General features: G+C 73.2%; 25 protein-coding genes. 8 read left to right on the forward strand and 17 right to left on the reverse strand.

From position 1 onward, the window contains the following. Positions 1-64: 64 nt before the first annotated feature. The 4 genes from ACSURM_RS34965 (at position 65) to ACSURM_RS34980 (ending at position 2,976) form a co-directional block, all read left to right on the forward strand. On the forward strand, positions 65-352 hold the full coding sequence (locus ACSURM_RS34965; protein WP_436959966.1) for a hypothetical protein: 288 nt from the start codon (positions 65-67) through the stop codon (positions 350-352). A 9-nt stretch (positions 353-361) separates the two neighbouring features. Further along, on the forward strand, positions 362-1,930 hold the full coding sequence (locus ACSURM_RS34970; RefSeq protein WP_436959967.1) for an ABC1 kinase family protein: 1,569 nt from the start codon (positions 362-364) through the stop codon (positions 1,928-1,930). A 36-nt stretch (positions 1,931-1,966) separates the two neighbouring features. Further along, positions 1,967-2,425 carry a hypothetical protein gene (locus tag ACSURM_RS34975; protein WP_436959968.1) on the forward strand — a complete coding sequence of 153 codons (459 nt, stop codon included), beginning with the start codon at positions 1,967-1,969 and terminating at the stop codon, positions 2,423-2,425. Positions 2,426-2,595: 170 nt separating this feature from the next. Further along, a complete protein-coding gene (locus tag ACSURM_RS34980) occupies positions 2,596-2,976 on the forward strand; it encodes a VOC family protein (RefSeq protein ID WP_436959969.1) in 381 nt (126 codons plus the stop codon). Positions 2,977-3,088: 112 nt separating this feature from the next. On the opposite strand, the gene ACSURM_RS34985 is transcribed toward ACSURM_RS34980, so the two are convergent. Continuing rightward, on the reverse strand, positions 3,089-4,021 hold the full coding sequence (locus ACSURM_RS34985; protein ID WP_436959970.1) for an MBL fold metallo-hydrolase: 933 nt from the start codon (positions 4,019-4,021) through the stop codon (positions 3,089-3,091). 271 nt (positions 4,022-4,292) lie between these two features. Here ACSURM_RS34985 and ACSURM_RS34990 point away from each other — a divergent pair, with 271 nt between their 5' ends. From ACSURM_RS34990 to ACSURM_RS35005, 4 genes are all read left to right on the forward strand, one after another. Then, positions 4,293-4,502: a hypothetical protein gene (locus tag ACSURM_RS34990; RefSeq protein ID WP_249459292.1), complete on the forward strand. Its 210-nt coding sequence runs from the start codon at positions 4,293-4,295 to the stop codon at positions 4,500-4,502. Beyond that, positions 4,489-5,880, forward strand: a complete 1,392-nt coding sequence (locus ACSURM_RS34995) for an amidase (RefSeq protein ID WP_436959971.1) — start codon at positions 4,489-4,491, stop codon at positions 5,878-5,880. Before ACSURM_RS34990 ends, ACSURM_RS34995 begins: the two co-directional genes overlap by 14 nt. A 133-nt stretch (positions 5,881-6,013) precedes the next feature. Next, positions 6,014-6,577: a TetR/AcrR family transcriptional regulator gene (locus ACSURM_RS35000; RefSeq protein WP_436959972.1), complete on the forward strand. Its 564-nt coding sequence runs from the start codon at positions 6,014-6,016 to the stop codon at positions 6,575-6,577. Between the two features lie 80 nt (positions 6,578-6,657). After that, positions 6,658-7,257: a DinB family protein gene (locus ACSURM_RS35005; RefSeq protein WP_436959973.1), complete on the forward strand. Its 600-nt coding sequence runs from the start codon at positions 6,658-6,660 to the stop codon at positions 7,255-7,257. 29 nt (positions 7,258-7,286) lie between these two features. Here ACSURM_RS35005 and ACSURM_RS35010 read toward each other — a convergent pair whose 3' ends face one another. The 16 genes from ACSURM_RS35010 to ACSURM_RS35085 form a co-directional block, all read right to left on the reverse strand. After that, a complete protein-coding gene (locus ACSURM_RS35010; protein ID WP_436959974.1) occupies positions 7,287-7,652 on the reverse strand; it encodes a DUF1330 domain-containing protein in 366 nt (121 codons plus the stop codon). A gap of 128 nt (positions 7,653-7,780) precedes the next feature. Next, positions 7,781-8,368 carry a L,D-transpeptidase family protein gene (locus ACSURM_RS35015; protein WP_436959975.1) on the reverse strand — a complete coding sequence of 196 codons (588 nt, stop codon included), beginning with the start codon at positions 8,366-8,368 and terminating at the stop codon, positions 7,781-7,783. A gap of 99 nt (positions 8,369-8,467) precedes the next feature. After that, positions 8,468-8,818, reverse strand: coding sequence for a hypothetical protein (locus ACSURM_RS35020; protein ID WP_436959976.1), 351 nt, complete (start codon positions 8,816-8,818; stop codon positions 8,468-8,470). A 268-nt stretch (positions 8,819-9,086) separates the two neighbouring features. After that, a complete protein-coding gene (locus tag ACSURM_RS35025) occupies positions 9,087-10,205 on the reverse strand; it encodes a peptidoglycan-binding protein (protein ID WP_436959977.1) in 1,119 nt (372 codons plus the stop codon). A 326-nt stretch (positions 10,206-10,531) separates the two neighbouring features. After that, positions 10,532-11,215, reverse strand: a complete 684-nt coding sequence (locus ACSURM_RS35030) for a DUF6445 family protein (RefSeq protein ID WP_436959978.1) — start codon at positions 11,213-11,215, stop codon at positions 10,532-10,534. Continuing rightward, positions 11,212-13,218 (reverse strand): alpha/beta hydrolase family protein, encoded by a 2,007-nt coding sequence (locus ACSURM_RS35035; protein WP_436959979.1) that lies wholly within the window; start codon positions 13,216-13,218, stop codon positions 11,212-11,214. The genes ACSURM_RS35030 and ACSURM_RS35035 overlap by 4 nt, the downstream gene beginning before the upstream one ends. 39 nt (positions 13,219-13,257) lie before the next feature. Next, positions 13,258-14,013 (reverse strand): ABC transporter permease, encoded by a 756-nt coding sequence (locus ACSURM_RS35040; RefSeq protein WP_436959980.1) that lies wholly within the window; start codon positions 14,011-14,013, stop codon positions 13,258-13,260. Next, on the reverse strand, positions 14,010-14,945 hold the full coding sequence (locus ACSURM_RS35045; protein ID WP_436959981.1) for an ABC transporter ATP-binding protein: 936 nt from the start codon (positions 14,943-14,945) through the stop codon (positions 14,010-14,012). Before ACSURM_RS35045 ends, ACSURM_RS35040 begins: the two co-directional genes overlap by 4 nt. Continuing rightward, positions 14,938-15,807 carry a hypothetical protein gene (locus ACSURM_RS35050; protein WP_436959982.1) on the reverse strand — a complete coding sequence of 290 codons (870 nt, stop codon included), beginning with the start codon at positions 15,805-15,807 and terminating at the stop codon, positions 14,938-14,940. Before ACSURM_RS35050 ends, ACSURM_RS35045 begins: the two co-directional genes overlap by 8 nt. After that, positions 15,797-16,630: a hypothetical protein gene (locus ACSURM_RS35055; protein ID WP_436959983.1), complete on the reverse strand. Its 834-nt coding sequence runs from the start codon at positions 16,628-16,630 to the stop codon at positions 15,797-15,799. Before ACSURM_RS35055 ends, ACSURM_RS35050 begins: the two co-directional genes overlap by 11 nt. Beyond that, complete coding sequence (locus ACSURM_RS35060; protein WP_436959984.1) at positions 16,623-18,176, reverse strand: B12-binding domain-containing radical SAM protein; 1,554 nt, start codon at positions 18,174-18,176, stop codon at positions 16,623-16,625. Before ACSURM_RS35060 ends, ACSURM_RS35055 begins: the two co-directional genes overlap by 8 nt. Positions 18,177-18,309: 133 nt before the next feature. Beyond that, a complete protein-coding gene (locus ACSURM_RS35065; RefSeq protein WP_267925859.1) occupies positions 18,310-18,435 on the reverse strand; it encodes a hypothetical protein in 126 nt (41 codons plus the stop codon). 4 nt (positions 18,436-18,439) lie between these two features. Then, entirely contained in the window at positions 18,440-20,905 is a 2,466-nt protein-coding gene (locus tag ACSURM_RS35070) for a B12-binding domain-containing radical SAM protein (RefSeq protein WP_436959985.1), read from the reverse strand. A 54-nt stretch (positions 20,906-20,959) separates the two neighbouring features. After that, positions 20,960-21,874: a phytanoyl-CoA dioxygenase family protein gene (locus ACSURM_RS35075; protein ID WP_436959986.1), complete on the reverse strand. Its 915-nt coding sequence runs from the start codon at positions 21,872-21,874 to the stop codon at positions 20,960-20,962. A 401-nt stretch (positions 21,875-22,275) separates the two neighbouring features. Next, positions 22,276-23,520, reverse strand: a complete 1,245-nt coding sequence (locus ACSURM_RS35080; RefSeq protein ID WP_436959987.1) for an amidohydrolase family protein — start codon at positions 23,518-23,520, stop codon at positions 22,276-22,278. A gap of 258 nt (positions 23,521-23,778) precedes the next feature. Continuing rightward, entirely contained in the window at positions 23,779-25,230 is a 1,452-nt protein-coding gene (locus ACSURM_RS35085; RefSeq protein WP_436959988.1) for an amidase, read from the reverse strand. Positions 25,231-25,307: the final 77 nt, after the last annotated feature.

Consider the following 25,307-nt stretch of genomic DNA (forward strand, 5'->3'; position numbering starts at 1 on the left):
AACCGGGTGCCAATCGGTACATTCCTCATTCCGCGAACAACCGCCCCCGAAAGGACGGCCTTTGATGCCACCGCGCAACGTGGTCGAGGAGTTCGTCGACAACGTGGCGGGCGACTACCAGAAGGCATTCGGCGACATCCTCGGCCAGGCGGCCGGCGACGAGGACAAGGCCGCCCGGATGCTCGCCGCGCCCGCCCTCGCGCTGGCCCTCTTCCTTCCGGCGACGCTCCGGCAGGCGGGCGGCCTGGGCATGGTCACGGACGGCGTGCTCGGCGGGCTGGACCTCGTCAGGTCACTGCTGGAGCCCGCGGACACGGCACGCCCCTCCGGCGGCCGGGCACACGGCGGGTGAGAGGAACCGATGCGGGACCAGGCAAGCGGGCGACTGCTCACCGTGGTAAGGGTGCTCGGCGAGCTGGCCGCCCAGGAGGCGGGACGCACCCCCGCCCGCACCGGGCAGGCCGGCACGGAGACCGACGGCTGCTCCTCCGGCATGGCGGACGGGCTCGTCTCCGCGGGCGCCATGCGCCGGGCGCGGGCGGCACGCGCGGCACTCGAACGGCTGGGCCCTCTGTACGTCAAGGTGGGACAGGTGCTGGCCACCCGTCCGGACATGGTCCCGGCGCATGTGCGCGCCGAGTTCCAGAAACTCAACGACCGGGTGCCCGCCCAGCCGTTCGCCACCTTCGCCCCCGTGCTGGAGGCCAACCTCGGCCCCGGCTGGCAGCGGATGTTCGACGACGTGGACGTCACCAGCCCGCTCGGCGCGGCCTCCCTCGCCCAGGTGCACCGGGTCACGCTCCGCGGCGGCGCACCGGGCGTCGTCAAGATCCAGCGCCCCGGCATCCGCGGGGTCGTCCGGGCCGACATGGCACTGCTGCGCCGTGCCGCCTGGCTGACGGCGCGCGGCGCGCCCCGGTTCAACGAGGTGGTCGACGTGCGGGCCATCCTCGCCAACGTCTTCGACGCGATGGAAGCGGAACTGGACTTCACCAAAGAGGCGGCCAACATGGAACGCGCCCGGGCCTCGGTCGGCCGGTTCCCGCACCTGGCGATCCCCGAAGTCGTCGCCGCCACCCCGGGCGTCCTGGTGCAGTCCCTGGCCCCCGGTGGCTCGGTGGCCCGCGTCGACCGGGAGGAACTGAGCCCGGAGCACCGCGAGGCCATCGCCCGCGAACTGGCGGCGTTCATGGGGCGGGGCTATTTCATCGACCGCTTCTACCACGCCGATCCGCACCCCGGGAACGTCTTCGTGACGCCCGACGGGCCGGCCACCCTGCTGGACTGGGGCATGGTCGGCCGCGTCGACCAGCAGACCAGCATCCGCATGCTGCTGCTGTTGATGGCGGTCGGCCAGAACGACGGCCACGGCCTGGCCAAGGTGTGGGCCGAGATGGGCCGCAGCACGCCGTGGACCGATCTGCCGGCCTTCTGCGCCGACATGGCCGCGCTGGTCCCGAAACTCGCCTCGGCGTCCATGGCCGAACTGAACTTCGGCGTCGCGTTCGGCGCCGTACTGGAGAAGGCCGCCCGCCGGGGCATCGCCTCGGCCCCCACCGTGGGCCTGATCGGCAAGTCCCTGGTCAATCTGGAGGGCAGCGTACGGCTGCTGGCACCCCACCTGACCTTCTCCGATCTGTTCGAGTCCGAGGTCCACGGCATCGTGCTGCACGTGCTGCGCGAAATGATCTCCCCGCAGCACACGGCCCGCCGGGCCCTGGAATCCCTGCTGGCCTACAGCATGGCCGGGGAACAACTGCGGGCCGACCCGAACGGCCTCGCCGATCGGGCCCTGTTCCCGCCGTCCGGCCCGGCCCGCCGGGGGACGCCCGTGCCGCCCGCGCGCTCCAGCGGACGGCAGCACGCCCTGCTGGCCTGCGGGGCGCTCGCGCTGTGGGCCGTCCACCGCCGAGCGAACAAGCACGGGTGACGGCACGGAAGCCCAGCTGACGAATGGACCGAAATCATGGACATCACCCATATCGCCAGGGAACTTCTCGGCGCCCTGGCGGACGACTCCAAGAAGGCGCTCGACGACCTGCTGGACCGCCCCGCCCCCACCGGACGACACTACGGCGGAACGGCCGACACCACGCGCCAGTGGGCGCTGCTCGCCGAGCTGACCACCCCGCCAGCCACTACACCCGCCGGGGCCGGGAACCTCACCGGTGCCACCGCCCTCGCCGACAGCCTGGCCGCGCTGCCGCGCCTGCTGGACCAACTCACCGCGGTCGCCGACCGGCTCGACCAGACCCTGCGCCACCTCCCCTCCTTGCCGGACCTCCCCGCCGACACGGCCACCACCGTCCGTGAGACGGCGACGACAGCCGCCGCCACCGCGAAGGAGACGACCCACGCCGTGACAGCCGCCCCGCAGGACGCGGTGTCCTCGACCGTCCAGAAACTCCGCCCGCTCGGCTGGTGAGGCATCCGTCACGAGCTGTCGTACGAGGTGTGAGCGGATGCCCGCGGTTCGAAAATGCTCAGCACCCGCTCGCCCCGGCCGGTACGGTCTCGACCGTGTCCCCGCTGTGGGGAGGCCGAGAACCGCGCGCGGCCGCCCGGCAGTTCCCACGCTGAGAGTAGGTCTGGTCGATGGCATGTCGTATCGGTGAGCTGGTGCTGGGCTGCCGCGAGCCCGAGGTGCTGGCTCGGTTCTGGTGCGAGGTCCTGGATTTCGTGGTGCTCGGTCGCGAAGAGGACGGCAGCATCGAGATCGGGCCGCGCGAAGGGTTCGGCGGTGCGCAGCCGACGCTCTTCCTCAGCCGCAGGGACGAGCCGGAGCCGGGCAAGTCCCGGCTGCACATCGACGTCAACGCCACCGACCGTGATCAGGACGCCGAACTCGAGCGCCTCCTGAAGCTCGGGGCGCGTCCGGCCGACGTCGGCCAGACCGGCGAGGAGTCCTGGCACGTCCTCGCCGACCCCGAGGGCAATGAGTTCTGCCTGCTCAAGGCCCGCCTCAACCCGCTCTGACGGCTCCGCCCCCCTCCACGCCGCCCGGTGTGCCGGGCCCGGTCCGTTTCCTCCCGCCGCTGACACGGGAACCGCAGCTCTGCCGGGCGTCGGCGCGAAACCTCCTGCCGGGTCATCCGCCGACGTGTAGCCCGTCCGAGTCGGCCGGGACCGGCGAGAGCCGGTAGGCGCCCCCATGGGAGACGACACGGCCGGCGGTGGGCGGTGCGAAGTGGGTGCCCAGGACGAGGGCCTCGGTGTCGGCGAGCATGCCGAGCAGCGAGCGGCGCGTCTCCTCGGACCGTTCGGGGTCGATGTCGACGCAGGCGCCGACGGCGGGGTGGGCGAGCTGGACCGGGTGGTGGACGCAGTCGCCGGTGATCAGGGCCGTCCGTCCGCGGCTGGTCAGCTCGACGGAGAGATGACCGGGGGTGTGCCCGGGGGTGGGGATCAGACGCAGGCCGGGGAGGACACGGAGGCCCTCGGCGGGCACGTCGACGAGGTCGATCAGCCCCGCCCGCTCCACCGGGATCACGGAGTCGCGGAACATCTGCCTGCGCGGCTCGTCCATGTCGTACCCGGCCCAGAACTCCCGCTCGGCGCGGGAGGCGAGGTGGCGGGCGTGGGGGAAGGTGGGGACCCACTCGCCGTTCACCTTCCGCGTGTTCCAGCCGACGTGGTCGGCGTGCAGGTGGGTGAGGATCACCAGGTCGACCGAGTCCGGGGGGAACCCGGCGGCGGTGAGGCGCTCCAGGTAGTCGGTGTCCAGGTCGTGCCACGCGGGATTGGCCCGCTCCTTGCCGTTGCCGATGCCGGTGTCCACCAGGACGCGCCGCCCGCCGACGGTGAACGCGAAGCTGTGGCTGTCCAGGCGCAGGACCCCCGCGTCGTCCGCGAAGTGCGGGCGCAGCCAGTCCTGCCTGGCGACGAGGTCCGGGGTGGCACCGGGCAGCAGCCACGGTCCGGTCGCGGGCGGCAGGAGAACCTCGTCGACACGGTGGACGACGAGGTCGCCCACGGTCCAGGAGGGGACGGGGGTCGGGCCGGTGGCCGGGGGAGTGCGCATGATCGGTCGTTTCCTTGTCGGTCGTCTTCCTCGGGGAACGGCGCGTTTCTTGGGGAACGGCGCGCGAGGGTGCGTGGCCGGGCGCCGGGTTCGGGGCTCCGCGCCACCCCTAAACGCAATCTGTTTGCTTTAAGGAACCGTAGGTCCTAGAGTCCAGCTAACGCAAACGTTTAGCTTTAGGTTCCGGGCTGCTCCGCGGCCCCTGCCGTTCGAACCCCGCCGGACCAGCCCGGACCACCCAAGCCCACCCCAGCTCCGAGGGAGAACGCCCATGTCCTCCGCCGAACTCACCCCAGCGGAGGCGGCCCGCTGGGCCGCCCGCGCCGGGCTCCCGCTGCCCGCCGACCGGCACGCCGTGGTGGCGGCCACCGCCGGCCACATCCACTCCGTCGTCGCGGTCCTGCGGGAGCTGGACTTCGGGGACACCCCGCCCGCCCTCGCCTACCGCGCGGAACAGGAGACGCACGATGCAGCCGTATGAACTCCCGCTGAGCGTCGCGGCCGAAGCCATCCGGACCCGGCAGCTGTCCCCCGTCGAGCTGGCGGACTCCGTCCTCCGGCGCGCCGAGCGGGTGGAGCCGCACCTTCAGGCGTACGTCGCCGTCGCCGCCGAACACCTCCGCCGGGCCGCGCGCGAAGCCGAGGGCGAGATCGCGGCCGGCCGCCACCGCGGTCCGCTGCACGGCATTCCGATGGCCCTGAAGGACCTGATCGATGTCGCGGGCGTGCCGACCTCGGCCAGCTCCCGGGTCAGGGCCGGGCACAGCGCGCGGGTCGACAGCACGGTCGCCGCCCGGCTCTCGGCCGCCGGCGCGCTCCTGGTCGGCAAGACCCACACCCACGAGTTCGCCTACGGCCTGACCACCCCGCAGACCGGCAACGCCTGGGACACCGGGCGGGTCGCGGGCGGCTCCAGCGGAGGCTCCGCCGTGGCCGTCGCCGCGGGCACCGCCACCTTCGGCCTCGGCACCGACACCGGCGGATCGATCCGGGTGCCCGCCGCGCTGAACGGAGTGGTCGGCCTGAAGCCGACCTACGGCCTCGTCCCCCGCCACGGCGTCACCTCGCTGTCCTGGTCACTGGACCACGTCGGCCCGATCACCCGCACCGTCGAGGACGCCGCCCTGGTCCTCACCGCCCTCGCCGGACACGACCCCCGCGACCCCGCCTCCCTCACCACCCCCGCCACGGACTACCGGCCGGCCGCCGACCCGGACCTCACGGGGCTGCGCGTCGGCGTGCCCCGCACCTACTACTTCGACCACGTGGACGGGGAGGTCGAAGCCGCCGTCCGGCGCGCGATCGACCAGCTCGCGGCCCTCGGCGCACGCCTCGTGGACATCGAGATCCCCATGACCCGCTACATCCAGGCCACCCAGTGGGGCCTGATGGTGCCCGAGGCCACCGCCTACCACGCGAACACCCTGCGCACGGTCCCCGAGCTGTACCAGGCCGACGTCCGCGTACTCCTCGAGGCCGGCGAACTGATGCCCGCGGGGGACTACCTGCGCGCCCAGCGCTCCCGCGCCCTCATGCGGCGGGAGTGGGCGCACATGCTGCGGGAGGTCGACCTGATCGCCGCTCCCACCGTCCCGGCGACCGCGGTCAAGGCCGGTCAGGAGACGATCACCTGGGCCGACGGCACCGTGGAGAGCGTCTCCGACGCCTACGTACGCCTGTCGTCCCCCGCCAACATCACCGGAGTGCCCTCCCTCACCGTGCCGGTCGCGTTCGACACGGCGGGCCTGCCGATCGGCATGCAACTGCTCGGACGACCGCTCGGGGAGAGCGTGCTCCTGCGGGTCGGCCACGCCTACCAGCAGACCCGGCCCGCACCCGCACTCGCACCGGCGGCCTGAGACCCCGCCCCTCGGCCCGCCCCGCCGGACCACGCGGACGGGCCGAGGCGCGACCGGGCGCGCTCAGGACCGTGGCCGAGGGGAGACAGGCGGCCCGCGCCAGACGCAATGAATGAGCTTTAAGCTGGATGTCATGAGCAGGCAGATGGTGCGCCCCGGCGGGCGCAGCGCCCGGATCCAGGCGTCCGTGCACGCCGCCGTACGCGAACTCGCGTCGGAGCTGGGCCGGGACGCCCTGACGGTTCCGCTGGTCGCCCAGCGCGCGGGCGTGACGCCTTCGACGATCTACCGCCGCTGGGGAGACCTGCAGGAACTGCTGTCGGACGTCGCGGTGGAGCGGCTACGGCCCGACACCGAGCCCGAGGACCACGGCACCCTGGCGTCCGACCTGACCGCCTGGGCCGAGCAGTTCCTCGACGACATGGCCGCCCCCAGTGGCCGCGCCTACATCCGTGACGCGCTGCTCGGCGACCCGGACGGCGGCAACGCCGGCCGGTGCTCCGACTACGCCGCCGCGCAGATCGACGTCATCCTCGCCCGGGCCGCCGGACGTGGCGAGCACACCCCCGAGACCGAGACGGTCGTCGACCACGTCGTGGCCCCCCTGATGTACCGCATCCTGTTCCGCCCGGACGGACTCGACGCCTCCTACGCCCGACGGCTCGTGGCAGGAGTGCTCGCCCCTGACCGTCGCTGACCAAGGGCCGCCGCCCGTGTCGTAGGTCCGGTGGGCAGTGGCAGGTCCGATTGTCAGTGGCGGATGGAAGACTGCCCGGCATGATCGAACCGAATCCGAAAGCGGACCTTCTCCGATATCTGCAGGAGGCGCGGGACGCGCTGCTGTGGAAGCTCGACGGGCTCTCGGAGTACGACGTCCGCCGTCCGCTGACCCCCACCGGAACCAACCTGCTGGGGCTGGTCAAACACGTCGCCGGTGTCGAACTGGCCTACTTCGGCGACACCTTCGGACGCCCGTTCTTCGAGAACGAGCCCCCGCCCTGGTGGTACACGCGGGAGGCGGAACCCAACGCGGACATGTGGGCCACCGCGGAGGAGTCCCGGGAAGAGATCGTGGGGCTGTACCGCCAGGCGTGGGAACACGCGGACGGCACGATCGCGACGCTGGCTCTCGACGCGACCGGTCACGTCCCGTGGTGGCCCGAGGAGCGGCGGGAGGTGACCCTCCACCACGTCCTGGTGCGCGTCATCTGCGACACCCAGCGCCATGCCGGCCATGCCGACATCGTGCGCGAACTCATCGACGGAGCTGCTGGGTACGCGCGGGACAACGACAACTTGCCGGCCGCGGACCAGGCATGGCGGGAGAGCCACTACCACCGACTGGAGCGCGCGGCCCGGGCCGCCGGCGGCGACTGACCGCGCCCGGCTGCCGCCGCCCCGCCGGATCAGACCACGCTGTCATCCCCTTGACGCCCGGCCTCCGCCCGCAGCCTCGCTGACCGCTCGCGCGGGTCGTAACGGGCGCCCACGCCCTCGATCAGCAGCACATCCCCCTCGATGTGGTCGGTCCGCAGCCTCAGGATCTCCTGGTACGCGGGGGAGACGTACCAGGCACGGGCCGTGGCCAGGTCCGGGAACTCGATCAGCACCATGCTGCCGGGCCAGGCACCCTCCACCACCTCGGCCGGCGGACCGTGGATGACGAAGCGCCCGTGGAAGGGGTCGAGGGTGCCTTGGATGCGCTCCAAGTACTCCAGGACGTCGGGATGATGACGACGGCTGCGGAGATGCGCGAAGCCATAAGCGGGCATGACGGGTTCCTTCACCGGGTCGTTCGCGTCCCCCTGCGGGACGACGCCCCGAAACGTAACCGCGAGCCTCATCGCGCCGCGATTACCAGGGAGGTAAGGAACACCGCGCCGTGCGGGCCGAGTCGGGGTCAGGAGACCACGCGCAGGTGGGTCGGCCAGCCGATGCGGTTCAGCAGGCGGAACATCTTCTTGATGTCCGTCGGACGCAGCTTCACGCAGCCGTTGGACTTGTAGTCCCCGTCGCCGTCCCAGCGCCGGTTCTCGGTGCTTCCCTGGCCGCCGTCACGGTTCATCTCGGAGTGGATGAACATCTCCGTGCGCGTCAGGGTGCCCCGGGAGCACTTCATGTCCTGAAGACGGATCGCGTACCCCTTGATAAGACGGCCGTCGTAGAAGGGGTCCTTGAGCTTGATCCTCCAGTTCCCGTTCGGCATCCAGCCTTTGGCGCGGACGCAGTCGTCCTTGACGCCGGTGCCCGAGCCCGCGCGGTAGGTGGCGCGGAGCTCGTCCCCCTCGTAGACGGAGAGCTTCGAGCGGGTGGGGGAGGCCGGGTTCTTGTCGAACACCAGGGTGGTCGCCGGTCCCGCCGCCCCGGTCGCGGTTCGCGCGGGCGCGTGGGCGGTGGCGGCCGGGGCGAGGGCCGGCACCGCGGTCAGGGCGGCCGCCACCGCCACGGCGGCCGTGATACCGCGTACGCGCGGTCCGTTGCTGCTCATCTGTGTACCTGCTTTCTTTCCGCACGGTCTGTTCGGGCCGCGCACATGCGGGAGTGGTGGCGGGGGCGGGCGCCGCGGCCCGCCCCCTCGGCTGCCGGGTCAGGCGATGGCCAGCCGGACCTGCGCCGACCTCGTCCCGCCGAAGGTGAAGGAGAACTGTTCCCGGACCCCGGAGCCACAGGCGGACTTCGTCCTGTAGTCGCCGTTGCCGGCGTTGACGCGGACGACGGCACACTTGGCGTCGGCCCGGGTGTCCTCCACCCAGCCGGACACCGTCACCTTGTCGCCCGAGCAGCGCAGGGACCAGGCGGCCCTGGCCCCGTCGATCACCGGGGCGGACGACGAGGGGCACGTGGCCGCGTTCGCCGGGCCGGCGGCGGCCACGGCCAGGCCGCCGGCCAGAACGGCGGCCGACAGGGCGGACGTGAGGGTCTTGCGGACAGCGGACATGGCTGCTCCTCCAGGAGAAAGAGTCACGGAAGCCGGACCGGAACGCGGCTCGGGGCACGTCGCCGCCGACGGAGGCGGGTCGGCCGGAGCGCCGGTCGCGGCAGCAGCATGGCCGGAGCGGCCCGACAGCGGAAGCCGATGCCGGCCGCTCGTCCAGGCACATCCATGCCGCGTCCGGGCATCGGCGAACGGAGCACCTGTGACGTGTCGTTATGCCTTCGGGAGCGCGGGCCGGCTCGCCATGCGGGCGGGCCCGCGCCGTCGCCTCTCAGCCGGACGCGGACGGCGGCATGCCCGTGGACCGCTGATACGCCGGGGCACCGGCGGGAGGACGCTGCCGCACCAGCAGGGCCAGCCAGGTGTCCGGGTCCGCCCTGCCGGTCACGGGCAGGTGGTGGGTGCGCTGGAAGAACCTCAGGTCGTCGGCGGTCACCGCGGTGTACTGCCCCGACACCACCGTGCCGCCCTGGCCCACGTTGTCGAGGAGTTCCTGCACGGCCAGGACCGTGTGCCCGGAGGAACCGGGCCCGACCGTCCGCACCAGCTCCGGCCAGGTGTCCCGGCCCACCTTGCCGTCGGACACCAGATGGCGCTCCCTCTGGAACCGCATGACGGCGTCCCGTGTCTCCGCACCGAAGAAACCGTCCGTCCTCACCTTGTAGCCGTACGCGTTGAGCAGATGCTGCAACGCGCGGGCACGGGTGTACTGGTCCTCCTTCCTCATCCTCAGCAGCGGCCACTCGTACGGCGACTCGCTCACGCGCAAGGCGCCGGGAACGCCGTCGGCCGGGACGCCGCGGCCCGGGGCGACCAGTGCGTGTACGGCGATACCGGCGGCGAAGGACAGCACGACGGCCGACGCCAGCAGCACCGGAAGGAGCCGGCGGGAGCGGGGCCGGACCCGCCGGCCGTACCGGCCCGCCCGTACCGCGTCACCGGCACCGGCCGGGGCACCGGCGGTCGCGGGGGCGGTCCCGGTGGAGGTGCCGGCTTCAGGGGCGGCCGGTGCTCCGGCCGTCGGCGTTCCCGGGACGGCACCAGGCTGTTCCGCGAGGCCGGCCGCGGTCCTGCCACCGGCCGGCCGTTGGCGGCCGCTCTCCTCCAGCGCGGCCCGGCACAGCGCCCTGGCCCGTTCCAGTTCCGCTGCCGGGGCCCGCAACCGGGCGTGCAGGGCCTCCACCACCCGCGGGGGAGCGTTCAAGGGGTGCTTCGGGTTGAGGTAGCGCGACAGCGTGGTCTGGTCGATGCCCAGTCTCGCCGCCAGTGCCTGCTGAGTCGGCCGGGCACCGCCGGGTGCGCTCCCGGCCTCCTCCCACCAGCGGCGCAGCAACAGCGCCAACCGCGCTCCCGGCGCCCGGTCCGGTTCCGGGTCCGCTTGGTCACGCATGTCCGTGTCCCCCAGTGGTCGTCGGGTGGGTCGGCCGGGCATCCGTACCGGTGCATGGACGGCATCACGGCAGGCGGGCCGGGCATGCCTCGGCATGCATGGACGCATCGGCGTACAGCGGCGCAGATCGTAGCGATACGGAAGCCGGATTCCGGCGTGCCCGCCGCGCGGCCGTCGGCGGCTCCTCGCGGCCACGGGCACCGCGCGGCCGGGCGCGGCAGCGGGCCCCCGCCCGCCGGAGGGGCGAACGGAGAGTGGGTGTGACCGTGCGCGCGTTCATCCGGACGAGTGCGCGGTACGGCGCCGGCCTGACGTACGTCGGTCACTCACAGGGAGGATGCGGTCTGGGGGAGACTCCTGCCCGGGCTCAGTCCGTCGCGGTCTTCCCCCCGGCCGGGGTCGAAGTGTGCCGGGATGTGCCGGAAGAAGAAGTTGTGGATCAGCCGGGCGGTGGCCTTGCTGTCGCCGAAGTACTCCTGGGCCTGGTGGAACTGGCCGGGGTCGAAGAGCACCAGCCGGTTCGGCACCATCGCCAGGGAGAGCAGTTCCCGCCACCGGGTGATGTCCCCTCCGTCGGTGAGGATCTCCTGGGCGTCCGGACGGCCGCGCAGCTCGGAGAAGTGACGCACTCCGGTGCGGCGGTGGGCGTAGAGGGAGGTGCCGCCGCGGCACTGCTCCGCCGTGTTCAGGTACAGCACGCCCGCCCAGCGGGCCTCGTCGATGTGGATGCGGGCGCCGCGGTGCAGGTTGACCTTCCAGTCCATCGCCGTCGACATGTGCAGATGGTTGGCGATCAGTTCCGCCCGGCTGCCGGGGCCCAGCACCTCGCAGATCCGGCCGATGGCCTCCTCCTCCATCCAGCGGGGCGCCGAGGCGGTGCGGTAGGCGAAAGCGCTGTCCGTGCGCGGGGTGAATGGGCGGGACAGCGCGGCGGCCCGGGCGCGTTCGAAGTCCGCGTAGACGTCGTCGACGACGATGAGGGAGGCGTGGTCGATGCCGGTGACGGTCATGGCGGGGCTCCTTCGAGGTCACGGGCGACGGCGGCGCGGCCATGGGCGCCTGAGGTGCCTTCGCGCACGGAGGTGCCCTCGCGCACGGAGGTGCCCTCGCGCACGGAGGTGGCCTCCTGGACGGGAGCGCGGTCGCGACCGGACGCGGCGTGGTCCAGGACGAACGCCGTCACCTCGGCCACGGCCCGGCGCGAGGCGGCCTGGCAGAACCGCTCCACATGGCCGACCGGATAGCCGCTGAGGGTCACCGCCGCCCGGCCGCGCAACCGTTCGGCGAGGCGCCGGCCGTGCCGGGCGTCGGCCCGGGTGTCATGGGCGCCGGTCTGGATCAGCACCGGCGGCAGCGGACCGGCGGGCAGCGGCAGGTGGAGCGGCGACAGCGCGGCGAGGGCGGCGCGCTGCTCGGGGCGGGACGGGTCGCCGAGCAGGGCCGTCCAGTACCGGCCGATGCCGAGCGCGGGGAAGCCGACCAGGTCGGTGACGGGGAAGCGCAGGACCCAGCCGTCGAACAGGCCGGGCTCCAGCAGCACCGCGCGTGCGGCGCCGACCGCGCCCATGCTGTGCCCGAGGACGAACAGGGGCCGGTCGGGCCCGGTGTGCTCGCGCAGGTGCCGGGCCGCGTGCAGCAGGTCATCGTACCCGCGCTCGCCGGACGGCACCCGATGGGCGGGGACCAGCGACCGGGTCGCCGCCCGGGCCAGGGTGAGCCGTCCCGCGCGGGCGAGGTCCTCCAGCGCGCGTTCCAGCGGGGCGTTGGCGAGGGCGGTGAGCCCGCCGTGCTCCAGCAGCAGCACGGGGCCCGCGGTGCCGGACAGCCGCACCGGGAGCCGGTGGCCGTCGCCCGCCGCGCAGAACCGGGTGGTGCGGGGCGCGGACGCGGGCCAGGGGAGCGCGCGGAGGGTGCGCGGGGCCGTCGCACCGTCCAGGAGCTGTTCGACGTGGCCGGCGGTGCCGCCGTCGGACCCGCGGCCGACCCGCAGCCACAGCGCGCAGTCGGCGTCGGGCGCGGCGGTGACCTCCGGGAACGAGTCCCCGGGCGCGCCCCCGGCGACCAGGCGGGGCGCGGGGCCGGTGCCGTCGATGCGGTACAGGGCCTCGGTCCCGCCCGCGACCACGGCGCGGACGACCACCCCCTGTCGGGTGCCCCAGAACCAGGCCGGTGCCGTCCCGTCCGGGAAGGCGACCGGTTCCCCGGCGGACGGGTCCGTCTCGCCGGGCGGAAGGGCGTACAGGACGGCGCGGGGCGTGCCCAGCGCCTCGCCGCGCCACCAGCGGTGTGCGCCGAGTACGAGACGAGTGCGCGGGGAGGACGCCGCCGGCAGCGCGGTGACGGTGGGGCGGCCGGACCCGGGGGCGAGGCGCAGCAGCCGGTGGGCCGTCACACCGCGCGCCGTCGACTTCACGAGTACGGCGTCCGGGTCGGCCGTCGGCTCCAGGGTGACCAGGGCGTCCGGGGGGTCGCCGAGCGGCACCGGCCGGTCGAGCGCGAAGGGTTCACCGCAGCGGTGCACCGAGACCCTGATCCCGTCCACCGGGGGATCCTCCAGGCGGGCGTCCGGCGGGAAGCCGGTGTAGACGAAGCCCGACCCGGCCGGCCCGCCGGTCGCCGACGGCACACGGGGCAGCCGGACCAGGGCGGGGCGGCGGGCGAGCACGCGGTCCGGCGCGCCGGCCTCGGTGAGGTAGCCGTAGTCGCCGCCGGGACGGCCGTACAGGACGGCGGCGGGACGGCCGAGCGGGACGGTACCGGGGTGACCGTGCGGAACGGCTCCGGGACGGCCGTGTGGGCCGGCGGCGGCCCCGGTGCCGGCCCCGGTGCCGGGCTCGGTGTCCGCCGGGTGGACGGCGAGGACCGTGAGGCCGTCGGGTGCCTCGGGCAGGGCGACCTCGCGCACCCCGGAAGCGTCCCCGCGCAGCAGCCGTGCCCCGCTCTCCGCGTCCTGCCACCAGTAGCCGGCCGCGCCGACGACCAGCAGTCCGTGCACCGCCACCGGCTCCGGCACGCCGGAAGCACCACGCTCCCCATGCGCGTACATGCCGCGTCAGCCCTGCTCGTTGGAGGCGAGTTCGTGCCGCCCGGCGGCCAGGTACAGCCCGCCCAGGACCAGCAGCGCGGCGGCGAGGCAGCCCGTGACCGCCTGGGTGGGGAAGCTGTCCGCGGCGGGGGAGCGGACCAGCAGCACGCAGTACGTGAACGGGTTCACCGCGGCCAGCGCCCGCATGAACAGCGGCAGCCCGTCCAGGGAGTAGAACAGCGGGGCCGTCATGACCAGCGGCAGGCTGAACAGGGACGTCATCAGGTCGCGCTTGCTGTAGCTGTTGATCCCGAACCCCAGCGCGCACCCGGTCAGCACGGTCAGCAGACACACCAGCACCGCCAGCCCCGCCATCCTCAGGTCCTGGACCGGGCTGCCGCGCCCCAGCAGCTGCTTGAGGACGCAGATGGCCGCGATCTGCACGGTCGCGACCACGGTGTTCGCCGCGAGGATCGAGCCGACGTACTGCGGGAAGGACACGTCCGTGGTCCGGGCGACCGCGTACACGCCCCACTTGCGGTCGTTGGCGACATCGCCCATGCACCAGAACAGGGCGCGTACGGCGATCACCACGAGGACGCCCGCGTAGGCGAAGTCGTCGTAGGCCATGCCGTCGACCCGGGTACCGGCGACCAGGGTGTCCAGTCCGGTCACCATGAAGAGGAAGTAGGCGGGGGCCTCGACGACCCGGCTGAGGTGGCTGGTCCGCCAGTTCCACACGCTGAGCAGGTGGAAGCGGGCCAGCGTCAGGGAGGTCTTCACTGCTGCACCGTCACAGTCTCGTTCTCGGGGGCGGGCGTGCGGTCGGCGTAACGGGCGAGGTACACGTCGCGCAGGGACTGCTTCTCGGCGCTGAGGTCCCGCACCCGCGGCTCGGGCGGCAGCCAGGCGAGGACCGGGCGCAGCCCCGTGGCCAGCGGCACCCGTACCGACAGCCCCGCGCGGTCCGCCGCCGTCGTCAGCTCCCACTCCGCCGGCAGCGCGCGGGCGAGCCGTTCCGGCATGGTGTCCGGCATCGGCTCGGCGAACACGACGTCCACCTTCATGGTGGCGCCGGCCCGGCGGACGAACTCCGCGACGGGCAGGTGGGCGCGCAGCCTGCCCTCGTCCAGCAGGACCAGGTCGGAGGCGGTCCGCTCGACGGCGTCCAGGTCGTGCGAGGAGACCAGCACCGTGCTGCCCGCGGCGGCGCGGCCGCGCAGATGCTCCATCACCAGCTCACCGGCCGCCGGATCGAGCCCGGCCGTCGGCTCGTCCAGTACGTAGACGGCCGCGTCGGCCACCAGCGCCCGCCCGATCTGTACGCGCTGCAACTGCCCGCCCGAGATGTACTCGGCCTGCCGGGAGCGCACCTTCTCCAGGTCCAGCAGCTCCAGCACCCGGTCCACGGCGGCGACCGGTGTGCCGGTCAGCCGCGCCACCAGCTCGATGTTCTGACGTACCGTCAACGACCAGTCGACCATGGTCCGCTGGGGCGCCCACATGACCCGGCCGCGCCCGATGTCGGCCGTGACCGAGCCGGAGGTGGGGCGGATCAGCCCCGAGACGATGTTCAGCAGCGTCGACTTCCCCGCGCCGTTGTGGCCCACCACGGCCAGCAGGGTGCCGGGCTCCACGGCGAAGGAGACGTCGACGAGGGCCTCCGTCCCCGTGCGGTAACGCTTGGTGACGTGATCGACGGTCAGGCTAGGCACCGAAGTACTCCTCCACAAGGTCCGCGCCCGCCTCCTCGCCGCCCTCGGCGGGCAGCGTCAGCAGGCTTCGTGCTCGGTCGGTCGCGAGCGTGCCCTCCAGCCACGACCAGGCCCCGGCCGGCCACACCCGCGGCACCGGCCCGCCCGGCTCCAGCGTCGGCGGGGCGGGCGCGGCGGCGCGCCGTACGGCGACCAGGCGCACCGGCCGCAGCCGTCGCCCGACGGGCACGACCGCGCCCAGGCCCTCCGGCCGGGCGAGCACCACCTCACCGCTCACCGTGCAGAAGGAGCGGCGCTGTTCCAGCCCGGACAGGGTGCCCTCGCGCATCGCGGCCAGCGTACGGCCGCGCACCCCGGTCGGCGTGAGATACGGCCGGGCCGCGCCGGTGGCGCGTTCGACCACCAGCAGCTGGTCCGAGGCCAGGGCCCAGCCGCGCGCGAGGAGCACCAGGCCGAGGCTGGTCTTGCCGCTGTGCGGTGCGCCGAAGAAGGCCACGCAGCGACCCGCGCGCACCAGCACCGTGGCCTGCGCCGCGGCGACCGTGTCCCGCAGGGCCCGGAACGGCGGCAGCGGCGACGGCACCGAGGACCAGCGGGTGAAGCGGCGCTCCTCGATGAGGTCGCCGCCCGGCTCCGCGCACAGCCGGAAGGACTTCGGCACGTCGTCCTTGGCCAGCAGCGAGCGCAGGAACCCGCCCTCACCGGCGGACAGTTCCACCCGGTACCGGGGCCGTGCCCCGTCCCGGGCCCGGTGCGGACCGAAGAAGAAGTCCAGGTCCACGGCGTCCGCGGGCGTGCACCGCACCCGGACCACGGTGCCGAAGAAGTCGAGGAAGCGCTCGGCGTTCCGGTCACCCGGCATGGCCGCCCCCATTTCCGGTCAGCTGTTCGCACGTCTCCAGCAGGGGCGCCAGGTGCCGGTGCGGGTCCCAAGCGACGCGTGTGACGGGCCCGTCGGCGCGCGCGGTGAAGCGGTCGCCGCGGGCCAGGTCGAGGCGCCAGGACAGCCGGTACGCCCGGTCGGACGGGGCGCAGCGGCCGAGCCGCTGCGGGCGCACCATCCAGGTGCTGCCCCAACGGGTGGGCACGCACGGCGCGCCGGCCAGGAGCGAGGCGTCGAGCCAGGGCAGCAGCGGCAGGCTGCGCGCGCGGACACCGACGGGCCGGCCGTAGTAGTACAGCCGTCCCCCGGTACGGCGGTCCAGCACCAGCAGGTCGTCGGAGACGAACCGCCAGCCCAGGCGCAGCAGATGGGCGACGACGACCGACTTCCCGGTGCCGCTGGCCCCGGTGACCGCCAGCGCCCGGCCGTCGTCGTCCGGTGCGGCCAGGGCGGCACCGTGCCGCAGGCGCACCCGGTCGCGCAGCGGCGGCAGTCCGAAGGGCGGCACCGGCGAGGGCAACCGGGCCCGGACGCCCCACTCCTCGTACAGCAGCCAGGGCCCGCCCGGCGTGCGCCACCAGACGCGCTTGGGTGTCGCCGTGCCGAGGGCGGCGGTGAGGCAGCCGTCCCCGTCCGCCTCCAGCCGTACGCTCAACTCCGCGTCGCTGTGAGTCTGTTGGCGTACGAGGTGGTCGTCGAGGTAGTAGCGCAGGTGGTCGGCGTCGCGGGTGTGCGCGCAGTGGAAGTCCACGGTCGTGCCGAGGAAGCGGGCGCGAACGGCCGGGGGCGTGCGGTCAGGCATCGAGACCACCCTCCATGCCCTGCTCCCGCTGCCAGGCGGTGAGTTCCTCGCTGATGGCCCGCCGGTCGGCGCGGTAACCGGGCTCCTCGAAGGGCATGCCCCGCACCCGGCTCGGGATCAGGGAGCAGGCGTGTTCCCGAGGGCTGAGCAGGCTGTCGAACATCCGCCACGGAAACTCCACGCTCAGCCCGAGCGCGGCCCGTTCGTCCCACAGCCCGCTGCCGGGCCGCAGCTCGCACTCGGTCAGGTACTTGGGCGCGGGGAGACCCGCCCCGCGGTGCGCGCGGATCTCCGCGAGCAGGCGCCGGCGGTGGTCCGGTGTCTCCTTGGGGTGGCCGATCATCACGCCCCACACGCTGCGCATGCCCAGCGAGCGGGCCGCGCGGAGCATCCGCACGCCCTCCTCGACGCTCTGCCGCTTGTCCATCAGCGCCAGGTGGTCCTCCAGCAGGGTCTCGATGCCGAGCTGTACGGTCACCCGGCCGAGCCGGGCCAGCTGCCGCAGCCGTTCCCGGCCGAAGTCGGGCCGTATCTCGCAGAAGACGCGGTAGTCGAGCCGCTCCCCGGAGGCGTCCAGCGCCTGGGTCAGGCGCGGGGGCAGCGCGGTGTCGAGGAACTGGAAGCGGCGCTGCCCGTACGTCCGGGCCAGGTGGGCCATCTCGGCCAGTACCCGGGCCGGGTCGTGCATCTTGAACCGGGCGTCGTAGGCGTCGTTGAAGTTGCAGAAGTCGCACCGGTCCCAGTAGCAGCCGCGGGACAGCTCCAGGCTCACCACCAGCCGGTCGCGCAGCCAGGGCCGGCGCGTTCCGGCCGCGACGAGGGCGGACTGCTCGGCGTACCCCTCCTTGAAGGTGTGCGCCCGGCCGGCCACGAGCCGGCGCCGCCCGCCCAGGGCGTGGTGCACGGCGTCGCCGAGGACGTCCTCGGCCTCCCCGTACACCACCACGTCCACCTCCTCGTGCCGGGCGAGGACGTCCCGGGCGACCTGCGAGGAGCCGAAGTAGCCCCCGAGCACCACCCGCGGCCGGGGCACACCCCGGGCCCGGGCGGCGCGGGCCGCGCGGCGGGCCAGCAGCAGGCTGGGCAGCAACTGGAAGTGGGTGCTGGTCAGGCACAGCACCTCGGTGCCCACGAGGCGTTCGGCCAGCCGGTCCAGATAGGCGTCGAACAGCTCCCGCAGCCGCGCCTCGTCCCCGGCGCCGGCGAGGATCTCGGTCCGGGCCAGTTCGGCGCGTTCGGCTCGGTGGGCGGGGGCGGGCGGCGACCACAGGGGCAGCAGGGCGACGTCGGAGGCGAAGTGCCGGTTGGTGAACAGCTTGTACGCGCTCTCCGGCAGGCCCCGGCCGCGCGCGAAGGCGTAGAACTCCATGTGCGCCGGCAGGAACCGGGCCCGGCAGCCGAGCTGCCGCAGCCGCCGGGTGATGAGCACGGCCGGGTAGCAGGTCGCGAAGGGCGTGAAGAAGGGCAGCGAGACCACGGCGACGGTGGCCGCGGGCGCGGCCCGGGCGACCGGCGTCAGCGGCAGGGGTGCGGGGCTTGGCGTCATCGGGGAGGGTCCCTCCGGGCCGTCCGGCGGAGCGAGGTGACGTCGTGGGGGCGGGGCGCGATGATGAGGGGGTGGTGCGGGTCCGGTGCACCGGCTTGGCCCCGGTGCACCGGACCCGTCCCGTGCGGGCGGATCAGTCCACGACGAACTGCTTGTGCAGGCCGGAGGCCATGATGGCCTCCTCGATCGTGGGCTCGAAGAAACCGTCGTCCTCGAACTCGACCTCCGCCGCGGCGGTGTCCGTCTGCTCCTCTGCCATGGGTTCACCTCCTTCCGGCGACTCGGTGCGCTGACCTGTCCGGGGTCTCCACGGACAGGAACCGGGCGATCAGCAGCCGCCACACGAAGGCGCGCAGCCGCGGTACGGAGCCTGGGGCGCAGCGCGCGGCCAGCTCGGCCCATCGCAGGCCGCCGCCGTCGCCGTGTCGGTCACCGTCGGCGTCCTCGGCCGTGCCGCCTGCTCCGGCCGGGTCGGCGGCTACGGCTGTGCCGCCTGCTCCGGCCGGGTGGGCGGCTTCGCCCGCGGCGGCGACGAGACGGGCGGCGGCGGCCCCGGAGGCGGACAGGCGCAGGCGCTGCCCGGTGATCCAGGAGGTCAGGAAGGTGTCGGTGCCCTCGTGGACGAGCCGCGTGCCCGGCCCGAGGCGCAGGCGCAGGTCGCCGGTCAGCTGGGCGGCCGAGGTCAGCGTCCGGGCGTCCGGGCCGACGGGTTCCAGGCACCGGTGGTGCAGCGCTGCCCGCAGCAGCGTGCGTTCTGCCTGGTCTCGGCACACGTCCACGGCGCGCCCGGGCAGCGCGTCGAGCAGTCTGCTCGGCAGGCCGAAGAGGGCTCCTTCCCGGGGTTCGTAGAGGAGGGTCCGGTCGCCGTCGTGCAGCCGGACGACCCAGCCGTCGGCGGGGCGCAGCACCATGCGGTCCCAGTGGGGTCCCGGGCAGGGCACCCGCGGCGGGGCGGTCCGGTGGCCCCGGCGGGAGTCCGCCCGCAGGAAGACGACCTCCTCGGCGGGGCGGTCCGCCGAGTCGGGGGAGCCGCTGAGGATGCGGTCCGCCCGGGCGGCGATGTCCCGGTCCTCCGCGTCACGCGGCTGCGGGATGGGGCCGACGTACTCGTACCGCAACGCCATCTGGAGGTCCTCGCCCGCCTCCGGGGGCTCCAGGCGCACCTGGTACTCCTCCGGGGCGGCGGCCACCGGGGACAGCGCGTCCAGGACGAACGGGCCGATGCCGAAGGTGCTGTCCGGCACGCCGTACCGCTCCCGCGACCGGGCGAGGGTCGCGGCCGCGAACTCCACGGTGCGGGCCGTCTGCCAGCGCGCCTCGCCGGGGAACCCGGCGATCCCGAACAGGTGGACGCTGATGCCGGAGGCGAGCAGCGCGTCCAGATTGGGCGCGATCCAGGACGCCTTGATGTCCTTGCGCATGCGGTCGAGGACGTCCTGGTTGTACGACTCGAGCCCGAGGTCGAGCCGGCGGCACCCGGCGGCGTACAGCGCGTCGGTCAGGCGGCGGTCGATGGTGGGGGAGAAGCGGGTCTCGCCGTACCAGCGGTGGTCGCGGCCGGCCAGCCCGCGGGCCAGGCCGCGCATGCTGCGGACGGTCAGGATCTCGTCCACGAACTGGAAGTGCCGGATGCCGTGGCGCCGGTGCAGCTCGTCCAGCTCGGCGACGACCGCCTCGGGGGCGCGCATCCGGAACGCGTCCGAGGCGAAGGGGATCGCGCAGAACGCGCACTTCCAGGCGCAGCTGCGGGAGGCGATGACCGGCAGGACGGGTCCGGGCGCGAGGTAGCCGTCGGTCAGGGGGTGGTCGGTGAAGTCGGGCACGGGCAGTTCGCCGAGCGAGGCGGTCACGGGCGGGCGGCGGTGCAGGGCGTCGCCGTCGGGCAGGACGATGCCGGGCACGTCGTGCGGGGTCCGGCCCGCCAGCAGCCGGTCCACGAGGGCGACGACGGACTCCTCGCCCTCGTAGCACACGAGGGAGTCCACCAGCGTGAAGAACGGGTGCCCCGGGCGCAGCCGGTCGGCGATCCGGGTGACGAAGTTGCCGCCGAGGGTGATGTGCGCGGCGGGCCGCTCGCGCCGGATCAGCCGTGCGGCCGTCAGCGCGGCGATGAGCTGGGAGTCGGCGGACACCGACAGCCCGACCACTTCGAGGTCCGGCAGCGCGCGCAGCCGGGGCACCAGGACGCGTTCGAAGACGTGCGGGTACGGGTTGTGCACGGGATCGGTGACCGCGCGCATCACCTGCGCGCTGGAGACGGGGCGGTGGCGCAGGTCGAAGCGGTCGAAGCTCAGCCGGGCACCCGGGGTGAGGGCGGCCATGCCGTCGAGGACGGCATGGCACACGGCGGTGGCGGCCCGGTGGCCGTCGACGTCCTCCACGGAGGCGGGCGAGCGCAGGAACGCCGCCGCGCGGTCCACCGCGGACCGTGCCGCCTCGAACTGGTCGCGGGCCCGGCCGGTCAGCGTCTGAGCCCGGTGGGCCGCGTAGTCGCCGGCCCCGTCCCGGCTGAGCAGGAGGCGCATCGTCTCGGCGGACAGGTCGAGCGCGCGGGCGGCCACGCCGTGGCGGCGCAGCACGGCCAGCAGGAGGGGGACGGCGAGATGGGGGGCGTACGGGTTCCACAGCGGGGGGTTGATCAGCAGGACGCGGGGTGAGGAGTGGGCGGTGTCCAGAGCCTGGGCTGTGCCGGGAATGCCGGGTGGGGGTGCGGGATTGCGTGGATGCATGGGCTCACCTCGTCCCGTGCCGGGAAATGGTCCGGCCTTCATGACTTTTTGACTTCACGGTGAAGGCACGGAGGAGCGGTCGGTGTAGGTTCCCTCGCCGTCCCAGCGGCCGATGCGACCGGGGACGAAGGTGCGCCGCACCGCGTTCGCGTGCGGGGACCAGGGCTGTCCGAGGAGACGGCGGGTCAATTCTTCGAGAGGGCTTTTCGGTTCCGGGCCGTCGGCGAGATTCATCGGCGTTTCGAGGGCCACGACCGGGTTGGAGATGAACCGGGGCCGCCCTCGGGGATTGGGTGCCGATTGATGAGCGGTCAGCGGGTGCAGGATCCAGGCGTCACCCGCTTTTCCGGTCAGGGCCAGGTGTCGCGCCGGATCCCCGACGAAATCCCGGGCGGGAATGTGAGCGCTGGTCAGTCCGGCCGGATGGCGGGCCAGGTGCCGGAGAATGCCCGCGGTGGCCGAGGGCGCCGCGAGGGTGGCGCCCTCGCCCTCCTCCACGTCGGTCCACAGCACGAACAGCAGAAGCGCCTGTTCCGGGCTGTCCGGATGGTGCACGAAGAAGTCACCGTCCACGTGCCAGCTGTCGGCCAGCCCGGTGGTACGGAAGTTGCAGATCAGGGCGTTGCCGAGCCGGGCCGGCCGCCTGATCCGGGCGGCTCCGCCGAGCAGGGCGCACACGGCCGCCCAGAGTGCGGGCGCCACGTCGGCGAGGTCGGCGACGCGGGTCGGAGGCAGCGAGGTGACGCCCGGGGGCACCGTGAGCCGCCCGTCCACGGTGAGCCCCTCCCGGCGGAGCGTGGTCTCGAAAAAGACCTGGAGCCGGGATCCGGGGCCGAGGTCGAGCGCGTTTCGCACACGGACGTATCCATTGCGGAGAAAAGAGGACACGAGAGAGACATGAGCCAACGGAGCCCCCCGTACTTCGCTTGACTGAACCCTGAAGAAAAAGGGATCGAATGAGGGAGTCATGGGGGAGGGTGGTCAATCCTCGCCGATCATCGATGAACGTTCTTTGATGGAACTGAGGCATCGGTGGAACGCTGAATCATCGGTGCGGTGGGATGCTAGCAGCGCCCACTTCGCGACGTCCATCAGTGTGCGCTGTCTCTGCGGATCTTCAGAACTCCACAAAGCGGACATCGTGCTTCTGAAACCTGGTATTCCCCGCCTTGATGGAGAGACGCGAGCGATCTCGCCACCCCTCCTTTCGACAGGTCGCCGAGGCAATGCCGAACAGACCCACCGCCGGGAATGGACACAGCGCTGTGCGCCGTACATCACCCCCCAGACACGCCCCACACCGACCGAACATCACCCGCACGAGTGACAACTACGGTGCCTGAGAACACCGCACCGAAGGGCAACGCCGGTCAGGATCGTTTGTCGACGGCGACTTCGCCGTTCAGGATCACCATGCGGAGGTCGCGGAGGTTGCCGATGTCCGCGGTGGGGTCGGCGTTCAGTAGGAGGAGGTCGGCGTGCTTGCCGGGGGCCAGTGTGCCGAGGTCGGGGCGGGCGCACTGCCGTGAGGCGCCGCTGGTGCCCGCGGCCAGCACCTGCGTGGGCGTCATTCCCGCCGCGACCATGAGTGCGGCCTCTTCCAGGGTGTTGGCTCCGAACAGGCCCCGGCCGTTGAAGGAGTCGCTGCCCAGCGCGATGTGCACGCCGGCCTCGGCGACTTTCCCGATGTTGCCGCGGGCGTCCGGGTGGGCGTCGTCGATCCAGAGCGTGGGCGTGTAGGTGATGCCGTGTTCGAGCATCAGGTCGATGAGCGAGTGGTCGGTGAGGGGCTCGATGGTGACACCGTGCTCCAGGCCGTCCGCCCCGGCCTCGATCGCCTCGCGTGCCGCGGCCTGCTGGGTGGTGTGGACGGTGACCCGGAGGCCCCGCTCGTGACCGGCCTCGATCCCCGCGCGAAGGAGATCGAGGGGGAGCCGCACCAACTCGACACCATCCGGGAAGACCGGATTCCGCCAGAGGTACCCCGGCCCGCCGGCATGTGCGCACGCGCCTTCCGACAGGAGTTTGATCGCGTCCACCTCGCGGTCGGCGAGGTGGTGCACCAGGTCGCGGAACTGCCGCACGCTGTCGACCTCTCCCGTGAAGCGCTCGCGCGCCCACGGGTTGCCGCCGAAGACCGTGACGGCGGGATGCCCGCCGCGTCCGGTGATGCCGCAGCCGGTCGCCAGCAGTCGTGGGCCCTTCAGCGCGCCCGAGGCGATCTTGGATCGTGTGTCCAGGATGCCGTCCGTCGGATCGCCCACCGACTTGATCGTGGTGACCCCGTGGTCGAGGAACAGCCCGAGCTTTCCCGGGAGTTGATCCTCCTCGAAGGCCCGCATCGAGTCGGGACCGGTGATCGTGTGTACGTCGTAGAGATGAATGTGCGTGTCGATCAGGCCCGGCAGCACCCATCCTCCGGCCGCGTCCACCTCTTGTGTGCCCCTGAGCGGTCCGGCCGAGACGGACGCGATCTTCCCGCCGTCGACGGCGACGTCGTACAGACCGGGGAGCGCCCGGTGGCCGTCGAAGACATGGGCGCGCCTGATCACGAGGTCATGGGCGGCGGGGTCGCGGGTCTCGGCGTTCGCGATCGCTTCGGATTCCTGAGGCACCGTTCTCCTCCTGGAGCGTAGGTGGGGCCGCCGGTGTGCCGGCATCGCGACCGCGCTCCGACTGCCGAGCCCCGCCAACTCCAGCACCTGTCACCGCCGATGACTAACTGCAACTAAGGTAGTTGCAGTTAATTCGATGGTCAACCGCCGGCCGCTCGGGGCGCCGGAAGCCCGGGACGGCATCGCGCGACGTGCTGCTCCCGGTCGCGCGATGCCATGGTCCTCGCCCGTGGGCTCCCGGCTCTTCAGGAGCGTTCCTCAGGGCCGGGTGGCACTCGCCGCCCACACCGTGGGAATCCGGCCCGACCACGGGCTCGCCTGTTCCAGTTGGCCCGCGAGGCGGAACAGTCGGCCTTCGAGTCCATGCCCCGCGGCGAACTGCATGCCGATCGGGAGCCCCGTCTCGGAGTGGGCCGTCACGGGCACGGACATGGCCGGCGTGCCCGCCACGTTGAACACCAGGGTGAACGGTGAGCGGTCGTTGAGGCGGTCGATCCAGCCGAGGCCGTCCAGCGCCTCCGCGCCCTCGGCGTAGGTGCCCAGGGGTACGGGCGGCTCCGGCAGGGTGGGGGTGAGCAGTACGTCGTACGTGCCGAAGTGCCGTGCCAGGCTTCGGGCGACCCGGTTCCGGATCGTGAGAGCGGCGACGAACTGGGCGCCGCTGACCCGCTGCCCGTAGTGGTAGCCGGCGAGGGTGGGCGGTTCGAGGGTGGAGGAGTCGACCGGCCGGCCGAAGGCGGAGGCCAGTGCGTCGACCTGTGCCGTCAGATTCGCCGTCATCAGGCGGGCGTTGGCCAGGACGAACTCCTCCCAGTCGGCTCCGAGGCCGACCTCGGCCTCCTCCACCCGGTGGCCGAGGGATTCGAGCAGACGCACGGTGCGAGAGAGGGCGTCGGCCACGGCGGGGGCGGTGCGGCGTCCGCCCCACGCCTGGGCGAGCACACCGATCCGCAGCGAACCCGGATGGCGGGTGACTTCCTCCGTGTACGGCCGGGACGGCGGCTGGGCGGAGTAGGGGTCACCCGGTTCCGGACCGCGGATCTGGTCGAGCAGTGCCGCACTGTCGCGCACGGTGCGGCTGAGGCCGCCGTGCACCGCCAGGCCGTTGAAGACCTCGTCGAAGTCGGGGCCCATGGACACCCGGCCACGGGTGGGCTTCAGCCCGAAGAGGCCGTTGCAGGCGGCCGGGATGCGCAGCGAGCCGGCGGCGTCGGTGGCGTGTGCGACCGGGACCACTCCGGCGGCGACGGCCGCGCCCGCGCCCCCGCTGGAACCGCCCGCGCTCCGCTCCGGGTCCCACGGGTTGCGGGTCGCGCCGTACAGCAGTGGTTCCGTCGTGATGCTGTAGGCCATCTCCGGTGTCGCGGTACGCCCGAACGTCACGAGGCCGGCGCGGCGGAAGCGTGCCATCAGGGAGGAGTCGGCGCGCGCGACGTTGCCGAGCGCGAGGCGGCTGCCCAGCTCCATCCGCCTCCCGGCCATGGAGACCGCGATGTCCTTGATCAGGAAAGGCACCCCGGCCAACGGCGCGCCGTCGGGGACGGGCGCGTCGTCGGCGGACCACGTCTCCACGATGGCGTTGATCCGCGGATTGACCGCCTGCGCGGCCTCCCGCGCGGCTGCTTCCACTTCGGCGGGGGTCACCTCGCCGTCGGCCACCAGCTCCGCGAGCCCGACCGCGTCGAAGCTCACGTACTCGGAAACTTTCACTGTCACTCCCAGCAGACAGGACGATACCGATGGGTCTCGGATGAGACCGAACGGTATCGCATGGAACGGACTGGTAC

Source organism: Streptomyces sp. SudanB182_2057 (assembly GCF_964272715.1).
GTDB classification, from domain to species: Bacteria; Actinomycetota; Actinomycetes; order Streptomycetales; family Streptomycetaceae; genus Streptomyces; species Streptomyces rubradiris.

Coding starts and splice junctions, on each gene's coding strand:
- ACSURM_RS35070 (WP_436959985.1), bottom strand. CDS start 20,905: ATGCATCCACGCAATCCCGCACCCCCACCCGGCATTCCCGGCACAGCC.
- ACSURM_RS35005 (WP_436959973.1), top strand. CDS start 6,658: ATGATCGAACCGAATCCGAAAGCGGACCTTCTCCGATATCTGCAGGAG.
- ACSURM_RS35015 (WP_436959975.1), bottom strand. CDS start 8,368: ATGAGCAGCAACGGACCGCGCGTACGCGGTATCACGGCCGCCGTGGCG.
- ACSURM_RS35010 (WP_436959974.1), bottom strand. CDS start 7,652: ATGCCCGCTTATGGCTTCGCGCATCTCCGCAGCCGTCGTCATCATCCC.
- ACSURM_RS34990 (WP_249459292.1), top strand. CDS start 4,293: ATGTCCTCCGCCGAACTCACCCCAGCGGAGGCGGCCCGCTGGGCCGCC.
- ACSURM_RS34980 (WP_436959969.1), top strand. CDS start 2,596: ATGGCATGTCGTATCGGTGAGCTGGTGCTGGGCTGCCGCGAGCCCGAG.
- ACSURM_RS35055 (WP_436959983.1), bottom strand. CDS start 16,630: ATGCCTGACCGCACGCCCCCGGCCGTTCGCGCCCGCTTCCTCGGCACG.
- ACSURM_RS34995 (WP_436959971.1), top strand. CDS start 4,489: ATGCAGCCGTATGAACTCCCGCTGAGCGTCGCGGCCGAAGCCATCCGG.
- ACSURM_RS35065 (WP_267925859.1), bottom strand. CDS start 18,435: ATGGCAGAGGAGCAGACGGACACCGCCGCGGCGGAGGTCGAGTTCGAG.
- ACSURM_RS35050 (WP_436959982.1), bottom strand. CDS start 15,807: ATGCCGGGTGACCGGAACGCCGAGCGCTTCCTCGACTTCTTCGGCACC.
- ACSURM_RS34970 (WP_436959967.1), top strand. CDS start 362: ATGCGGGACCAGGCAAGCGGGCGACTGCTCACCGTGGTAAGGGTGCTC.
- ACSURM_RS35075 (WP_436959986.1), bottom strand. CDS start 21,874: ATGACTCCCTCATTCGATCCCTTTTTCTTCAGGGTTCAGTCAAGCGAA.
- ACSURM_RS35025 (WP_436959977.1), bottom strand. CDS start 10,205: ATGCGTGACCAAGCGGACCCGGAACCGGACCGGGCGCCGGGAGCGCGG.
- ACSURM_RS35030 (WP_436959978.1), bottom strand. CDS start 11,215: ATGACCGTCACCGGCATCGACCACGCCTCCCTCATCGTCGTCGACGAC.
- ACSURM_RS34985 (WP_436959970.1), bottom strand. CDS start 4,021: ATGCGCACTCCCCCGGCCACCGGCCCGACCCCCGTCCCCTCCTGGACC.
- ACSURM_RS35020 (WP_436959976.1), bottom strand. CDS start 8,818: ATGTCCGCTGTCCGCAAGACCCTCACGTCCGCCCTGTCGGCCGCCGTT.
- ACSURM_RS34965 (WP_436959966.1), top strand. CDS start 65: ATGCCACCGCGCAACGTGGTCGAGGAGTTCGTCGACAACGTGGCGGGC.
- ACSURM_RS35060 (WP_436959984.1), bottom strand. CDS start 18,176: ATGACGCCAAGCCCCGCACCCCTGCCGCTGACGCCGGTCGCCCGGGCC.
- ACSURM_RS34975 (WP_436959968.1), top strand. CDS start 1,967: ATGGACATCACCCATATCGCCAGGGAACTTCTCGGCGCCCTGGCGGAC.
- ACSURM_RS35000 (WP_436959972.1), top strand. CDS start 6,014: ATGAGCAGGCAGATGGTGCGCCCCGGCGGGCGCAGCGCCCGGATCCAG.